At 41.9% G+C, this 15,692-nt stretch carries 17 protein-coding genes; 9 read left to right on the forward strand and 8 right to left on the reverse strand.

Going from position 1 to position 15,692, the window contains the following annotated elements:
* Positions 1–196: 196 nt before the first annotated feature.
* From lolA to HYI04_RS13645, 5 genes are all read left to right on the forward strand, one after another.
* Positions 197–895, forward strand: a complete 699-nt coding sequence (gene lolA / locus HYI04_RS13625) for an outer membrane lipoprotein chaperone LolA (protein WP_010327331.1) — start codon at positions 197–199, stop codon at positions 893–895.
* A gap of 131 nt (positions 896–1,026) precedes the next feature.
* Positions 1,027–1,839, forward strand: a complete 813-nt coding sequence (locus HYI04_RS13630; RefSeq protein ID WP_010327330.1) for an RsiV family protein — start codon at positions 1,027–1,029, stop codon at positions 1,837–1,839.
* A gap of 100 nt (positions 1,840–1,939) precedes the next feature.
* Complete coding sequence (gene serS / locus HYI04_RS13635; protein WP_004695457.1) at positions 1,940–3,211, forward strand: serine--tRNA ligase; 1,272 nt, start codon at positions 1,940–1,942, stop codon at positions 3,209–3,211.
* A gap of 76 nt (positions 3,212–3,287) precedes the next feature.
* Complete coding sequence (gene cysG / locus HYI04_RS13640) at positions 3,288–4,664, forward strand: siroheme synthase CysG (protein WP_010327329.1); 1,377 nt, start codon at positions 3,288–3,290, stop codon at positions 4,662–4,664.
* Positions 4,665–4,696: 32 nt separating this feature from the next.
* Positions 4,697–5,176 carry a tRNA (cytidine(34)-2'-O)-methyltransferase gene (locus tag HYI04_RS13645; RefSeq protein ID WP_010327328.1) on the forward strand — a complete coding sequence of 160 codons (480 nt, stop codon included), beginning with the start codon at positions 4,697–4,699 and terminating at the stop codon, positions 5,174–5,176.
* 24 nt (positions 5,177–5,200) lie between these two features.
* Here the strand turns inward: HYI04_RS13645 and HYI04_RS13650 are convergent, their stop codons facing one another.
* Positions 5,201–5,587, reverse strand: coding sequence for a helix-turn-helix domain-containing protein (locus HYI04_RS13650; RefSeq protein ID WP_004695464.1), 387 nt, complete (start codon positions 5,585–5,587; stop codon positions 5,201–5,203).
* A 115-nt stretch (positions 5,588–5,702) separates the two neighbouring features.
* Between HYI04_RS13650 and HYI04_RS13655 the strand changes: the two genes are divergently transcribed.
* Together HYI04_RS13655 and HYI04_RS13660 are read left to right on the forward strand one after the other, a co-directional pair.
* Complete coding sequence (locus HYI04_RS13655; protein WP_050796979.1) at positions 5,703–6,485, forward strand: SDR family NAD(P)-dependent oxidoreductase; 783 nt, start codon at positions 5,703–5,705, stop codon at positions 6,483–6,485.
* 90 nt (positions 6,486–6,575) lie between these two features.
* On the forward strand, positions 6,576–7,130 hold the full coding sequence (locus HYI04_RS13660; protein WP_010327326.1) for a flavodoxin family protein: 555 nt from the start codon (positions 6,576–6,578) through the stop codon (positions 7,128–7,130).
* Between the two features lie 65 nt (positions 7,131–7,195).
* Here the strand turns inward: HYI04_RS13660 and HYI04_RS13665 are convergent, their stop codons facing one another.
* From HYI04_RS13665 to rpoD, 6 genes are all read right to left on the reverse strand, one after another.
* A complete protein-coding gene (locus HYI04_RS13665) occupies positions 7,196–8,590 on the reverse strand; it encodes an APC family permease (RefSeq protein ID WP_010327325.1) in 1,395 nt (464 codons plus the stop codon).
* Between the two features lie 265 nt (positions 8,591–8,855).
* On the reverse strand, positions 8,856–10,040 hold the full coding sequence (locus HYI04_RS13670; RefSeq protein WP_010327324.1) for an iron-containing alcohol dehydrogenase: 1,185 nt from the start codon (positions 10,038–10,040) through the stop codon (positions 8,856–8,858).
* 1 nt (position 10,041) lies between these two features.
* Positions 10,042–10,521, reverse strand: a complete 480-nt coding sequence (locus tag HYI04_RS13675) for a hypothetical protein (RefSeq protein ID WP_171518820.1) — start codon at positions 10,519–10,521, stop codon at positions 10,042–10,044.
* Between the two features lie 132 nt (positions 10,522–10,653).
* Positions 10,654–11,313 (reverse strand): lipoyl(octanoyl) transferase LipB, encoded by a 660-nt coding sequence (lipB, locus tag HYI04_RS13680; RefSeq protein ID WP_010327322.1) that lies wholly within the window; start codon positions 11,311–11,313, stop codon positions 10,654–10,656.
* A 162-nt stretch (positions 11,314–11,475) separates the two neighbouring features.
* The gene (locus HYI04_RS13685; RefSeq protein ID WP_010327321.1) at positions 11,476–11,763 is read right to left on the reverse strand and encodes a YbeD family protein; all 288 of its coding nucleotides are present in this window, start codon (positions 11,761–11,763) and stop codon (positions 11,476–11,478) included.
* A gap of 122 nt (positions 11,764–11,885) precedes the next feature.
* Positions 11,886–13,769, reverse strand: coding sequence for an RNA polymerase sigma factor RpoD (gene rpoD, locus HYI04_RS13690; protein WP_010327320.1), 1,884 nt, complete (start codon positions 13,767–13,769; stop codon positions 11,886–11,888).
* 434 nt (positions 13,770–14,203) lie between these two features.
* On the opposite strand from rpoD, the gene HYI04_RS13695 reads away from it, so the two are divergent.
* Positions 14,204–14,413 (forward strand): PA3496 family putative envelope integrity protein, encoded by a 210-nt coding sequence (locus HYI04_RS13695; RefSeq protein WP_004982817.1) that lies wholly within the window; start codon positions 14,204–14,206, stop codon positions 14,411–14,413.
* 70 nt (positions 14,414–14,483) lie between these two features.
* Positions 14,484–15,008: a YecA family protein gene (locus HYI04_RS13700; protein WP_004695482.1), complete on the forward strand. Its 525-nt coding sequence runs from the start codon at positions 14,484–14,486 to the stop codon at positions 15,006–15,008.
* A 117-nt stretch (positions 15,009–15,125) separates the two neighbouring features.
* On the opposite strand, the gene HYI04_RS13705 is transcribed toward HYI04_RS13700, so the two are convergent.
* Positions 15,126–15,680 carry a LysE family translocator gene (locus HYI04_RS13705; RefSeq protein ID WP_306172601.1) on the reverse strand — a complete coding sequence of 185 codons (555 nt, stop codon included), beginning with the start codon at positions 15,678–15,680 and terminating at the stop codon, positions 15,126–15,128.
* Positions 15,681–15,692: the final 12 nt, after the last annotated feature.

Here is a 15,692-nt window from a genome sequence, read left to right on the forward strand (position 1 = left end):
AGAAAAGCCTCTGCACATTCAGAGGCTTTTCTATATGTAAAGAGCACATCTGATCTTCATCATGATGGATATTTCACAACATTAAGCACCAATAAATATACAAATCTTCTTATATTCTCAATTATTAGCCATAAAATTTGATTTAAGATAGCTCATCTAACAAATTGCGACTGCGCAAATTATAAAAGGTGAGATTATGAAAATGCTTCGTAAGACTTTATGTGCAATGACAGTAGGTGTAGTAACACTTGGCCCTGTTATGAGCAGTACAGTATTTGCAGCTCCGGTTGCAGCATCGGAGCAACAAGCGACGACGAGTTTAGTGAAACAGTTGAGTGGTATCCAAAGTATCAGTTCTAACTTTGAGCAAACCACCAAAGTCACAAATTCATCTAAAGCACCGAAGAAACAAGGTTTATCTGCCCAGCACATGAATCAGACCTTTAAAGGGGTGATGAAAGTTGAGCGTCCAGGGAAATTCTATTGGGAAACTACAAGCCCTGCAAAACAAACCATTGTGACTTCGGGCAAAACGGTTTGGATTTATGATCCAGACTTACAGCAAGCAGTTCGTCAGACTTTAGATGAACAGGTGGCGAATACCCCTGCACTATTATTGTCAGGGAATACGGAACAGATTCGTAAGTCATATCGTATTACGCAACCAAATCAGAGCAAAACCTACTATACCTTGTACCCAAAAAGCGATGATGGTGCATTTCAAAGCTTGACGATCAGTTTTGGTGCGAAAAATGCGCCGACGCTAATGATCTTAGAAGATTCTTTGGGACAAACAACCTATGTGCGTTTTAATAACACCAAGGTAAATACCAATATTCCAGCTTCAACCTTTAATTTTACTCCGCCTAAAGGCACAGACATTATTGACCAATAATATGAGTCTGTTGTTCAAAACCACCTTCGGGTGGTTTTTTATTAGATCAAGTTCAGTTACATAACGTGGTGGGAAGTTATGGCTGTGCTTTGTATAGTCTGTGCTATTGAATACTTAACTGCGGGTAAATCATGATATTACTTCATAACAATAAAATTGGATCTGTCTTCGCAATGATGTTGTGTACGGGGTTGCTGAGTGCATGTCAGCCACAAAATGACAGTAACGCTGCAAAAAGTGAAGAGACAACTAAACCAGCTCAAGTCACACAGACTTTGCCACTGATTGAGGCAAAAGTTCGACCATTACAATTGGCACATTCTATTGCTTGTGATGAGGAAGGATGTACCCAATACCAGCTGTACAGCTTGGAAACCAATGTCCCATGGATCAATCAATATTTTGATGAACGGATGAAAAAAGCCAATCCTGTGGCATTTGAAAGTTTGAAGCAGTCAAAGCCACAGATTGATGAAAACATGCTCAGTGAAACTTTGTCTGATGTCCGTTATGTGGCGCAGCGTGGAAAATATGCTGATTTTGTCTTGATGTATTATCACTACCCAGCGCGTGCCGCACATGGCATGTATCACAACGAGTACATCACCTTAGATTTGGCAACGAAAAAACGGGTTGCGCTGAGTGATATCGTGGTAGACAAGACAGAGTCTCAATTATTAGATGCATTGTATGGTGCCAATAGCATGTGGCTGTCCGATCATAATATTTCACGCGAGCAATTGAAGCTGACCGATAATTATTATATGAGTGCCAAAGGTGTGGTGTTCGTCTATCCCTTATACGAATTAGCATCTTATGCAGAAGGGATGTCTGAATTGGTTTTACCTTATCAACAAGCCAGTGGCTTAATTAAGGCGGAATATTTGCCAAGTTTTGTCGATTATGCAGCTGAACGAGAAAAAGCGAGCAAAGAAAAGCCATAAAAATTGCTGTAATAAGCCACAGCTAGTGATCGCGTGACTGTATTTTTCGGCTTGAAGCGCTTACACTATAGCCAGTTTTTTTCTTTGCAAAAGATTGGCTATGATCGACCCGAAATTACTCAGAAATAATATTGAGGCTGTAAATTTAGCCTTAGCAAAACGTGGTGTACAACTGAATGTTGAAGAATGGGCATCACTAGAAGCTCGCCGTAAAGAGATTCAATCCAAAACTGAATCTCTTCAGGCTGAACGTAATTCGGGTGCAAAACAAGTTGGCCAAATTAAAAAAGCTGGTGGTGATGCATCTGAAATTATGACGCGTATGTCAGCGATTGGTGATGAAATCAAAGCTGCAGAAGTCGCTTTGTCTGAATTACAAGCTGAACTTGAAGCGAAATCACTCAGCATTCCAAACTTGCCAGATGAGTCTGTTCCTGAAGGAAAAGACGAAAGCGATAACGTGGAAATCCTCACATGGGGTACCCCGCGTACGTTTGACTTCGAAATTAAAGATCACACTGACTTAGGTGAGTGGATGGGTGGCCTTGAGTTTGAAACTGCGACCAAATTGACAGGTTCTCGTTTCAGCGTGCTCAAAGGACCACTTGCTCGTTTACAACGTGCGATTACCCAGTTCATGTTGAATACGCATACTTTGGAAAATGGTTATACCGAAGCTTATGTGCCGTATTTAGTCAATGCTGACTCACTCCGTGGTACAGGCCAATTGCCTAAATTTGAAGAAGATTTATTCAAATTACAAGGTGAAAAAGAGTATTACCTCATTCCAACTGCGGAAGTTCCTGTAACCAACTTCGTGCGTGATGAAATTATTGATGCAGACCGTTTACCACTGAAATATGCAGCACATACGCCATGTTTCCGTAGTGAAGCAGGTTCATATGGTCGTGATACGCGTGGCTTGATTCGTCAACACCAATTCGACAAAGTTGAAATGGTGCAAATTGTTAAACCAGAAGACTCAATGCAAGCGCTTGAAGAGCTTACAGGTCATGCTGAAGGGATCTTGAAAGCACTTGGTTTACCGTACCGTAAGATCATTCTTTGTGGTGGTGATATGGGCTTCGGTGCAACTAAAACTTACGATCTTGAAGTCTGGGTACCAAGTCAAAATACGTACCGCGAAATTTCTTCATGTTCAAACATGGGTGACTTCCAAGCGCGTCGTATGAAAGCACGTTACCGTGCAGATCAAAAGAAAACTGAATTTGTACATACGCTGAATGGTTCAGGTTTGGCTGTGGGCCGTACTTTACTTGCGGTCATGGAAAACTACCAACGTGCTGATGGTTCGATTGAAATCCCAACCGTGCTTCGTCCTTATATGGGCGGCGCTGAGTACATTGACTAATAAAGTCGATGTACTGCACAGTTTTGTGCACAATAATTGCTTTAAGACAGTCAGATAAAACTCATTGAGGTCGTGTGTGGATATTTTTCCAATCTCTTTAAAGTTGCAACAGCAACCTTGTCTGATTGTCGGTGGTGGGCATATTGCTTACCGTAAGGCAGTGTTGTTACATAAAGCAGGAGCGCTGATTCATGTCATTGCTCCTGATATTGATGCAAATTTATTGCAACTGGTTGAAGAAAGCCAAGGGCAATATATCCAAGCGCTATATCCTGCGCAGATTCAACTCAATGACTACCGTTTAGTGATTGCTGCAACAGATGATTATGCGGTGAATACTCAAGTCTTTGAGGACTGTGAAGCGCTGAAAATACTGGTCAACAGTGTTGATGATCCACCACATTGTCGTTTTATGGTTCCTGCCATTGTCGATCGTTCGCCTTTGGTGATTTCAGTGGCCAGCAATGGTACATCCCCCGTGTTATCTCGCCAAATTCGAACCCAGCTTGAAACCAGTATTCCACATGGGATGGGTAAGCTGGCTGAATTTTCAGGAAAATGGCGTGCAGCGGTGAAAGCGAAGATTTCTAATCCTGACGAGCGCCGTGTTTTCTGGGAAGATCTATATGCAAGTCCACTGAAAGAACAAGTTTTTCATGACAATCTGACAGAAGCAGATAGTTTAATCGAGCAAGCACTGGCAGAGTGGAAAACCCCGAAAGGTGAAGTGTATTTGGTTGGTGCAGGTCCAGGTGATCCTGAGTTGCTGACCCTTAAAGCACTGCGTTTGATGCAACAAGCCGATGTGGTGATTTATGATCGTTTGGTTTCCCCTGCGATTATGGAACTCTGTCGCCGAGATGCAACAAAAATTTATGTGGGTAAAGCCCGTTCTAACCATGCTGTTCCGCAAGAAGGCATTAATGCCTTACTAGTGGAATATGCCTCAAAAGGTCAACGTGTTTGCCGTTTAAAAGGTGGTGATCCTTTCATCTTTGGTCGTGGTGGTGAAGAAATCCAAGAGCTTTTTGCTGCAGGTGTACCATTTCAAGTAGTGCCGGGGATTACTGCCGCTTCGGGTTGTTCGGCTTATGCAGGCATTCCTCTGACACATCGCGATTATGCACAAAGCGTGCGTTTCCTTACCGGACATTTAAAAGAAGGTTCGCCTGAGTTACCGTGGGATGAGTTGGTCTATCAGAATCAAACGCTTGTGCTGTACATGGGCTTGGTTGGTTTAGAAAAAATTTGTGAAAAGTTAATTGAGCATGGCCAGCGTCCAGATATGCCCGTTGCTTTGATCTCGAAAGGTACCACGCTAGAACAAAAAGTGTTGGTCGGGACCTTAGCGGATATCGCATCAAAAGTTGAAGAAAATCATATTCAAGCGCCTACATTGACCATCATTGGTGATGTAGTGAGTTTGCGTGAACAATTACAGTGGCAAGATTAACTTTTGCCATATTGAAAGAGTAGAGAAAAGCTGTGATCCATGTTGTTTTATACGAGCCCGAAATTCCTGCAAACACAGGGAATATCATTCGTTTATGTGCCAATACTGGAGCGCAGCTGCATTTGGTTAAGCCACTTGGCTTTGAGCTGGATGATAAAAAACTCAAACGTGCAGGTTTGGACTACCACGAGTGGGCGCGCATGCAAATTTGGGAAACATTCGATGAGTGTTTAGCAAATTTAGCTGAAAAAGGTGTCGATATAAACGCGATTTATCCTCTAACCACCAAAGGAACGGAAACACCGCATACTTCGGATTTGAATCGCCCTGTGGCTTTACTCATGGGACCTGAGACACGTGGTCTGCCTGAACAGGTTCGTATGTTGTTTCCAAAAGAGCATTGGATTCGTTTGCCCATGGCTGAAAACTCGCGCAGTTTGAACTTATCCAATGCGACAGCCGTGATTGTGTATGAAGCATGGCGTCAGCAGGGTTTTAAGCCTTTAGCCTAATCAAATTACTGTGACAGAGCCCGCTTAAGCGGGCTCTGTTTTTTCTAGCTTTTGATCGAATCCAGCTCTGGATTTTAAAACTTTAAGCATATTGGCTTCGACCCAATCTTTCATTTGATAGGCATTTTGAGCAAAGTCTTTGCCAATTTCAGTTAACGCATATTCCACTCGAATCACATTGTCTTCATGAATGGTTCGCGTCAAAAAACCATCGCGCTCTAAGATCTTTAATTTTTGTGACAGTACTTTAGGTGAAATACCTAAAACATTTTTCTTAAGCTCATTAAAGTGCTGTGACTCTTGATCCAGCGTATACACAATCAATAAAATCCACTTGTCTGCAAATTTTTCAAAAAAAAGACGAGCAGGACAATCTGGATGAAAAATATTAAATTTCATTGGCTTATTCATTTCTAATCATGCTCCTTTTACGTTCTATCTTCATTTGAAACAATCAAACAGACCAGTTACTAAGTGGTAACTAATTGATACTAAGTTTCATAAGTGTATCATGAATACAGACTTAATGCAGCGCTGTCATCAGACTACGCTTTCGCAAGATACTGGCAATTGGATGGATCACATAATGAAAGTTTCAGAGGCTGTTGTTTTTATTACGGGTGGGAATCGTGGCTTAGGACTTGCCATGGCTCGGGAGGCACGTCGTCAGGGCGCTAAAAAGATCTATGTGGGTATGCGCCAGATTGGGAGCTTTCAGGAAGAAGGTCTTACCCCGATTCAACTGGATGTAAATGACAAAGCATCTATTCAGCAGGCAGCAGAACAATGCGCAGATACCACAATTCTTGTGAATAACGCGGGCATTGAGCTTTTGAATGAACATCCTGTCGATGCCAGTATTATCACGACTACGCAAAAGATTTTGGAAACCAATTTATTGGGTTTGATGTGGGTGACGCAAATTTTTGTTCCGATCTTGCAAAAGAACCAACAGGCTTATGTGGTCAATATTCTCTCGGATGTATCTTGGGAGCCAAGCACTGTTTTGACCAGTTATGCCATTTCTAAGGCAGCAGCATGGTCCTATACCAACTCAAGTCGTCAGTGGTTGTCTCAATTTAATATTCAGGTCATGGGGGTGCATGTGGGTTTTATTGACACCGATCTGACTCGTTCATTACCTATTCCAAAGATTGCGTCAGAAACAGTAGCCCAAGAAGTCTTTCAAGGCATCGAGCAAAATGCTTATGAAGTTTTGGTCGGTGAAAAGACCCAGCAGTTGAAGCAGGGTCTAAGCGCTGAAGTTGCAAGTTATGTGAAGCTCAAGCCCGATCAGGCCAGTGTTTAAGATATTTCATACTATTTATTTTTAATGGTTTACGCAGCGTCATGCTTGACGAAGCAATGCCAATCAACTAATTCAAAAGAGGAAACTAAAATGTCGAATATTTCAGTGGTTTTTTATTCAGGCTATGGACATACCAAAGTGATTGCACAAACTTTTGCGCAAGAAATTGGTGCAAATTTGGTGGAGATTGACCCAAATGGCGACATTTCAGAGCAAAATTGGCAGACATTGGATCAATCTGATGCAATTGTATTTGGTGCACCAACTTATATGGGTACTGCACCGTGGCAATTTAAAAAGTTTGCCGATGCATCTTCAAAAAAATGGTTTACTCGTGCATGGCAAGATAAAATTTTCGGTGGCTTTACCAATAGTGCAAGCTTAAATGGTGATAAGCAAGTGACCTTAATTCAACTGCAAACACTTGCATCGCAGCATGGCGGTATTTGGGTAAGCTTGGGCTTATTGCCTGCCAACAGTAAAGCGGCAACCCGTCAAGATGTAAATAATTTGGGTGGTTCTGTAGGTTTGTTGGTTCAATCACCATCGGATGCAAGTACGGATGAAATCCCAGCCGGGGATCTCGAAACCACAAAAGCCTATGCACAACGTATTGCTAAAATGACTAAACAATTTAAGGGCTAGTTTTTTAGCTCTAGTTTAAAAAAGAAAAAGACGCACTTGGCGTCTTTTTCTTTTTGAATGAAAGATTAGAGCGGATCGTCAAATTCATTATGTTGTGGTGCAGGTTGCTTAAAGCCTTTGGTTTTATAACCTAAGTATAAAATACCAAACATTGCCCACCATAAACCGAATTTCAACGCGGTTTCTTCAATCTCTAGCCACATGGCAAAGATACTGAGGAATCCACACATTGGAATTATCACAAAGCTCAAGATATCTTTAATATTCTTTGTGCGGCCATCACGCAGTGCATATCTTGAAATCACCGATAAGTTTACAAAGGTAAATGCAGTTAATGCACCGAAGCTGATCATCGAAATGACGATGTCTAAGTCCATGAAGCCAGCGGTTAATGCCACAGCACCTACAATGAGAATGTTATAAGACGGTGTGAAGCTTTTCGGACTAATGTGACCAAAAATCTTCTTGTTAATCACGCCATCGCGGCCCATCACATACATTAAGCGTGAAACGCCTGCATGTGCCGAAATACCCGATGCCATAACAGTTACAATTGCGAAGTACAGCACCACCGTTTTAAACGCAACACCACCGACGGCTTGTAAAATGTCAGGCTGTGTTGCAGCAACATCTTCAAAGTAAGTCTTTGGATCGTTCGGGAAGTAAATCTGCATGAAGTAGGTGCTGATAATAAAAATCACACCAGCCAAGAGTGCCGTTAAGAAAATCGCTTTAGGTAGAGTTTTCTCGGTATCTTTTGTTTCTTCTGCCAGCGAGCTGAGCGAGTCAAAACCTGTGAATGAGAAGCACAGCAAAGTCGCACCTGTAATCAGGGCACCCAGTGAAGTAAGCTCATTCCAGAATGGCTCTAAACTCCATAACTGATATTTTGCATTGACCAAAGTACCATCTGCGTTGACGCCACCAGCAAGTAAGCTGTAAACCATCCACGTGAAGTAAGCAATCACACCTAACTGTACAAAAACGATCAAACCATTAAAGTTTGCAACGAAGCGTGCACCACGTAAGTTGACCGCGGTCATAAATGCAGTTAAACCAACCACCCAGACCCAATGGTTTACATCAGGGAATAAGGCTTCAAGGTAAATCACGGCAAGAATGATGTTGACCATTGGAGACAATAAATAGTCTAACCATGATGACCAACCGACCATAAATCCGACATTCGGATGGATGGACTTTTGCGCATAGGTATAGGCTGAACCCGAGGAAGGGTAGCGACGAATCATGTGACCATAACTGATCGACGTGAATAAAATTGCAATTAAAGCAATGATATATGACGTTGGCACATGATAATGACTTTCTTCTGATACTAAACCGAAAGTATCAAATAATGTCATTGGTTGAATATAAGCTAAACCAATAATAATGATGTGCCAGAGACCTAGCGTTTTTTGCAGTTTAGCTGCCGATTGAGTCCCAGAAATATTAGTCAACGGCGTTATCCTCTTAATCGTTGATCAAGGATCAGTCATGTTTAATAAGGATCGTTTGAGACGAACGATCCCCCCTGTGTTTAATTTCAAAAGTGCGCCAATCTACATTAATTTGGCCGCTTTTGTCAGTAACTTTTTCAGATTTTTTAGCAGTTTTTATGCCAATAGGTATAAGGAAAGCATTATTCCTTATGGCAAATAAAAGCCCGATGTTTAAAAAAGCATCAGGCTAAGATTGTCGCTATATTGGCTGATTTTTTATGAATTACCAAGCTTTTTCTAAAATTGCTTTTAAATCTTTTAAGCTGGCTTCTTTCGGGTTGTAAATGATTGAACCATCGTTGAGGGCCTTTTCTGCGACCTCATCGAGTTGTTCTAAGGTTACTTTTCCTGTTTCACTCAAGGTACGGGGTAACTTGGTTAGGGTAAATAAGCGATCACGCATGGTGAGTAATGTGCTGATAGCTTTGTCTGCACGTAAGTGAGCAGGGGTCTGCGCATAAATGTCTGGCCCTGCAAGCGGTAACAAGAGCTCTGCAATCTTGTCACCATTCACTTCCTTGTTAAATTCAAGGACATAAGGGAGAAACAGGTTCATGCATAGTCCATGCGGCAAGTGTGCAACTGCACCTAAGGCATGTCCAAGTGAGTGTACAAGGCCCACCATCGAGTTTGAAAATGCAATGCCAGCCATGGTCGAAGCTTGAGCCAATTCTAAGCGGCCGTTGGCATCACTTGGATTATCCAGCACATTAAACAAATGATTGCTGACTTTTTTAATTGCTGCCGTAGCATAGGCATCTGAAATCGGATTGTGTGCCATGCATGTATAGGCTTCGATGGCATGGGTCATGGCATCCATTGCGGTCATCGCAGTTAAGTGCGGTGGCAGGGTTTGGGTCATGCGTGGATCGAGAATCGCAGCATGCGGCATTAGATAGTACGATGCGAATGGCAGTTTGACATTTTTCTCTGGATCAGACACCACGGCAACCATGGTAACTTCAGAACCTGTACCTGACGTGGTAGGGATCACAAAAAAGGGTTTGAGTGGTTTAGGTAGGTTGTGTGCCCCAGAGTATTTGAGTAAGTCATCACCACCTTCAGATACCAAAATATTGGTGGCTTTCGAGGTGTCAATCACCGATCCGCCACCGACAGCAATAATTGCATCGCACTGATGTTCACGATATAAATTGGCCGCTTTACGCACCGTCTCTAAGCTCGAATCGGGTGGAACATCATCAAAAATTGCACCAATCACCGCATCGGTAGACTCAAAAGCCGCTTCAATGGGTGCAAGTAAATTGTTGGCACGAACACCTTTGTCGGTAATGATTAAAGGTCGGGTTGCGCCTAATGTTGCCAGTTCAAACGGAATGTGTTCTAAAGCAGCATGACCAGCGATCACTTTTACAGGACAGAAAAATTCGTAATAAGGCTTCGCCATGTTATGCACTCCGTTTTAAATATGATTGGGCTACTTTGAGATAAATATTTGCAGCACCAGTGAGTTTTTCTTTTAAGCCCAATTCAGTTGGGTATTCTTTGACGGCAAGTTCAGCGATCATTTTCGGTAAAATCAAGGATTCCATTTTATTCAGACAGCGTACGAGGCGAATCGCATACGAAATATCGCCATCTGCAATCATACGGTCGTGTGCAAAAGCTTGTGCTGTACTTTCTTGAAATGAAAACACCAAAAAGGCGTGGCTTAGATGTTTAAAGGTGATGGTTAAATCTGCCTTTAAACTTCCCGGAGTGAGTAGTTCGAGTTGATGGTTTTCGGTCACTTTGGCTAAAAAAGCCGGGCCGTTTGGAAAAACATTCATCGATAAGGTGAAATTGGCTGGAAATTTTGCAACTTCTTGCTGAATTTCACTATCGACTTGGCTGGCCATGACCAATCCTCGGCCAATCACATCCATCATAAGTTTGACATAGGTCAATTGCAGAGCGGGTTTCACTGAATTTACGTTAATCACTCGCTGTTGTCCTTTCTAAAAATAATTATTAGTTTAGAGTAAATACTCTAATTTATTTTTCCATGAAAAGCAAAGCCTTTATATATGCTGTACTTGAACTTCTTTAAAGTAACCGCTGTGCTGTAAAGTTTCAATAATGTCGGCACATAAGTTTTCAAAGTGCGGGTAGTCTGGTTTGAGGTCTGAGATACGCACCATTTCTAAGCCCGCATAGCCGCATGGATTAATGGTGTGAAACCCAAATAAGTCACAATCAATATTTAAGGACAAACCGTGATAACTGCGGCCTTTACGAATTTTAAAACCCAATGAGCCAATCTTGCGTCCATCGACATACACGCCGGGTGCATCAGGTTTGGCATAGGCTTCAATCTCATATTTTTTGAGTAACTCAATCATTAGGTTTTCAGCATAAGACACCAAGGTGCGGACGTTCCAACCAAGTCGGTTGAGGTCAAACATAAAATAGGCAACCAACTGACCAGGACCATGCCAAGTGACTTGCCCCCCGCGATCCGTTTGTACCACGGGAATGTTGCTGCTCATGAGGATGTGTTCAGGTTTTCCAGCTTGACCTTGGGTGAGCACGTCATGATGTTGCAAAATCCAAAGTTCATCTGGTGTGTCTGCATCTCGTTGTTCAGTCAGTGCTTTCATTTCTACAAAGCGGTCAGCATATGAAGTTAAATTATCAAACTGGCGAATAATGAGTTGTGGTTTGAGAACGGCATCTGACACGGCACTTGCGTCCTTATAAAACAAAAAGTATGTCTGAAATTATAAAGAAAAGATCTAGAGCGTAGGGGGATTTCTTCAGTGAATAAGCTGAATTCAATAGATCAAAAATTTAGGCACAAAAAAACACGCTCGTAAGCGTGTCTCATTGATACATCATTTGAATTACAGCGCCGTTTTAATTAACGGACAAGCCGCAAGGTCTGCATACAGTTGATGAACTTGTTCTAATTCTTCAAAACGCAATTGAGCAGTTAAAGAATGGTATTTACCTGTGCGTGATGGCTGGACTTGGATCGATTCACCATCAAATTCTGGGAAATGTTTGACTAAAATTTCAACCACTGCAACATGTAACTCAGTGCTGGCAAAGCCAATGAGTTTGATCGGGTAGTCCATAGGGAATACCCAAAGATGTTCTTGTAATTCACGTGATGGTGTACGGTCTAACATAGTCATGAGCGTCAGTCCCCCTTATTTCAAACGCCTGCGAAACTGCAGGCGTTAGGTGTTGCTCTTAAATACTTAATGGAGACTCGAGATTAAATTTCAAGTCTCCAATGTATCGGTATGAATTAGTCGTTTTCTAGGAATGAACGTAAGTGTTCAGAACGAGAAGGGTGACGTAATTTACGTAGTGCTTTCGCTTCAATCTGACGAATACGTTCGCGCGTCACGTCAAACTGTTTACCTACTTCTTCCAAAGTATGGTCCGTTGGCATGTCGATACCAAAACGCATTTTCAAGACTTTCGCTTCACGTTCAGTCAAGTTTTCAAGCACTTCACGAGTTGCTTCTTTTAAGCCTTCAGATGTTGCAGCATCGACAGGTGAAGTGATGTTGCTGTCTTCAATGAAGTCACCCAAATGCGAATCTTCATCATCGCCAATCGGTGTTTCCATCGAAATTGGTTCTTTGGCGATTTTCAGCACTTTACGCACTTTGACTTCGTCCATTTCCAAACGTTCACCGAGTTCTTCAGGTGTTGGTTCACGTCCCATTTCTTGCAGAAGTTGGCGTGATACACGGTTGATCTTATTAATGGTTTCGATCATGTGTACTGGAATACGAATGGTACGTGCTTGGTCGGCAATCGAACGAGTAATGGCCTGACGAATCCACCACGTTGCATAAGTCGAGAACTTATAACCACGACGGTATTCAAACTTATCTACCGCTTTCATCAAACCAATGTTACCTTCTTGGATCAAGTCCAAGAATTGTAAGCCACGGTTGGTGTATTTTTTCGCAATCGAAATGACCAAACGTAAGTTTGCTTCAACCATTTCTTTTTTCGCGCGGCGTGCTTTCGCTTCGCCTACAGCCATACGTTTTGAGATCTCTTTGATGCCTTTAACATCAAGGCCCAAATCTTTTTCAATGTCTGCAATTTTTTGTTGGAACGCTAAAACGTCAGGGCGTACTTTTTCAAGATAGCCTTTTTGGTCTGGCGAAGCTTTCGCAATTTGTTCATCTAACCAAGCAAAGTTGGACTCTTGGCCTGGGAAAGAGGTACGGAATTGAGTACGATCCATACGACCACGACGTACTGCATAGCGCATTACTTCACGTTCAGAGGTACGGATTTGTTCATGTGTACCACGAATCATTTCTGAAATGATGTCAAATAAACGTGGTGTAAATTTGAACATCATAAACACAGTTGCAAGTGACTCTAAAGCGTCTTCTGCTTCTTTGCTTGAACGACCATGTTTCTCGATGATGGTTCGGGTGTTTTTCCAAGCCGCAGTCAGTTCGTCAAAGCGCGCTTTGGCAATTTCAGGATCTGGGCCAGATTCACCTTCAGAATCATCATCACTTTCAGACTCTTCTTCTTCCTCGTCGTCATCCAATTTCACATCTTTGGTAGACTTGGTTGAAGAGTCTTCTTCATCAATTTCTGACTCTTCTTCAAGGACTTCTGGAATCGCTTCATCAGTTTCAGGGTCTAAATAACCTGAAAGGATGTCCGCAAGACGACGTTCGCCCGCTTCATAATCTTTGTATTCTTGTAATACCACTTCAACCGCATTTGGCCAGTAAGCAATCGAGTGAAGAACGTCACGAATCCCTTCTTCAATACGTTTTGCAATACTGATTTCGCCTTCGCGCGTCAACAGTTCAACAGTACCCATTTCACGCATATACATGCGGACAGGGTCTGTGGTACGACCAGGCTCATTTTCTACAGAGGCAAGAACAGCAGCGGCTTCTTCTTCAGCAACTTCATCGGCAGCTTCATTACCACCCTCAAACATTGCATCATCAGATTCAGGCGCACGTTCGTGCACAGGAATACCGACGTCTTGAAGCATTTGAATAATGTCTTCAATCTGTTCGCTTTCAGTGATCGAGTCTGGGAGATGATCGTTAACCTCAGCGTAAGTTAGGTAACCTTGCTCTTTGCCTCGGCTAATCAGAGCCGCTACTTGTGAAGTAGGGGAAGTCATATCGCTCATCTTTGCTTACTCTTCGTTGAATCTGTGGCAGTGGAAAATTGTGCATCTGGGCACAATTCGCTTCATAAACTTATTTGTAAATAACTGCGTATTCCATCAGAGATAGTCAGCCAAAAGCTGCCTGATAAAATATTAAAAATATAAATTCAGTGATTTAGATGGGGGTGAATTTGTTGTTTTCAAGTTCATCCCGAGCGTGCTCAAGTTCAAAACCCAAATTTGAAATCTGAACAATTTGGATTTTATGTGACCATTTTAAAGTCGTAAACTACAAAGACGCAGGGTGGATTATATCATGCCATAAAAATTGGTTAGAAATAAAGACTAAAAATCAAATTAATTGCTCTAAATTCAAATAAAACTTGACAAGGTTCTGGAACCCATATAAATAGCGGCTAAGACCCTTCACATTTTTTCACTATGAGGTAGTTTTAGTGTCTTCTACAGATTTTGAACTAGATGATAACTACGCTGATGATGATGTTAATTTTGATGAGTCATCAAGTAAAATTAGTGCGAAAGAATCATTAGAAAAACGTCGCCTGATTGATGACCTTCTTGCACAGCGCCGTTTGGAACGTGAGCTTAAAGATTTTGATTACGACATCGACGATGATGACGATTTTGACGACGAAGAAGACTAAAATCAGATGTAGCATCGTGTCTGAAAATGCTATGCTAATGCCCTAATCAGTTTCTGAATTTGGATTTGAAATGAGTGCTTTAGATTTAGACTTATTGAGTGAATATCTAGATGGTGACCAAAATGAGTATGGTCTAGATTTTGCAGCGACTCATGGTTTCTTGTGTGCAATTGCAGTTGGTCCTACTTTTGCAAAATGGTTGGATGAACTTTTTGATAATAATCAAAAGAAAGTGCCTGCCGAGATCATCGCGCAAGTGAAAGCTTGGCTTGAGTCTATTCGTCAAAACCTTGCCAATGAAGAAGGGATTGAATTTCCTTTTGAAATTGAAGAGGCAGATGTTGAGTCAAGCCTAGGGGATTGGAGCGTTGGTTTTGTCGATGCAATGTTCCTCAATGAAGATGCATGGTTCACGCCTGAGTTTGAAGAGCAACTGGTCGATCTTACTTTACCAATTATGGTATTTAGTGGGATTGATGAAGAAGATCCGCAAATGGAAACTTTCCGTCGTAACGGTCAGTTAATGGATGAGCTTGCAGAAGAAATTCCAGAGAACTTAAACGAACTTTATCTCATGTATCATACGCCAGCATAATTGTTCTTGCGTCGTGACATCAGCGACGCAGGCATTAGCAAGCAAATAAAAAAACGTCCCTAGAGGACGTTTTTTTATGCCCAAATTTTAGGGTCTAAACGCAGGTATCACTCATGCTTAGTTTGTGAGAAATAAGCAAAGTCCTAAAGTTGCGAGTACGGTACCGGTGACACGGTTAATACTCACTTGTTTGCGTAAAATTTTATTTCGGATCACTGGGGTAGAGCAGAATAGTGAAATGAGCAAAAACCACAGCAGATGACTGGCCGAGATAAACATGCCATAACCGATTAAATGCATCAGACCATGATTGCCTCGCAACAACTGTGCAAAGATACTCATCACAAATAGCGTAGTTTTGGGATTTAAGCTGTTGCCAAGAAAGCCTTGTGTAAATGCTTGCCGTGGATGCAGTAAAGCATGGGTGACATGGTCACTAATTTGCTGTTGGGTAAATGTTTTGTACCCGATATACATCAGGTACAGCGCACCAATATACTGAATGATATGCAATAGGTTCGGAATGTAGTGCTTTAAAAAACTGAGCCCTAGTACACAGAGATGGATCCGTAAATTTGAACAACTCCTATAAGTGATATTTTGCTCCCCAAATGATGTTATAAACATCAATATATGGAGTATTTTATGACACGTAGACCAAGAAGAAATCATTCAAATGACTTT

The organism is Acinetobacter sp. SwsAc2 (genome assembly GCF_013391465.1).
GTDB classification, from domain to species: domain Bacteria; phylum Pseudomonadota; class Gammaproteobacteria; order Pseudomonadales; family Moraxellaceae; genus Acinetobacter; species Acinetobacter johnsonii.

Bases quoted from the DNA above. Each gene is read 5' to 3' on its own strand.
- lolA (WP_010327331.1), top strand. From the start codon at position 197: ATGAAAATGCTTCGTAAGACTTTATGTGCAATGACAGTAGGTGTAGTA.
- HYI04_RS13630 (WP_010327330.1), top strand. From the start codon at position 1,027: ATGATATTACTTCATAACAATAAAATTGGATCTGTCTTCGCAATGATG.
- serS (WP_004695457.1), top strand. From the start codon at position 1,940: ATGATCGACCCGAAATTACTCAGAAATAATATTGAGGCTGTAAATTTA.
- HYI04_RS13650 (WP_004695464.1), bottom strand. From the start codon at position 5,587: ATGAATAAGCCAATGAAATTTAATATTTTTCATCCAGATTGTCCTGCT.
- HYI04_RS13655 (WP_050796979.1), top strand. From the start codon at position 5,703: ATGCAGCGCTGTCATCAGACTACGCTTTCGCAAGATACTGGCAATTGG.
- HYI04_RS13660 (WP_010327326.1), top strand. From the start codon at position 6,576: ATGTCGAATATTTCAGTGGTTTTTTATTCAGGCTATGGACATACCAAA.
- HYI04_RS13670 (WP_010327324.1), bottom strand. From the start codon at position 10,040: ATGGCGAAGCCTTATTACGAATTTTTCTGTCCTGTAAAAGTGATCGCT.
- HYI04_RS13675 (WP_171518820.1), bottom strand. From the start codon at position 10,521: ATGATGGATGTGATTGGCCGAGGATTGGTCATGGCCAGCCAAGTCGAT.
- HYI04_RS13685 (WP_010327321.1), bottom strand. From the start codon at position 11,763: ATGTTAGACCGTACACCATCACGTGAATTACAAGAACATCTTTGGGTA.
- rpoD (WP_010327320.1), bottom strand. From the start codon at position 13,769: ATGAGCGATATGACTTCCCCTACTTCACAAGTAGCGGCTCTGATTAGC.
- HYI04_RS13700 (WP_004695482.1), top strand. From the start codon at position 14,484: ATGAGTGCTTTAGATTTAGACTTATTGAGTGAATATCTAGATGGTGAC.
- HYI04_RS13705 (WP_306172601.1), bottom strand. From the start codon at position 15,680: ATGATTTCTTCTTGGTCTACGTGTCATAAAATACTCCATATATTGATG.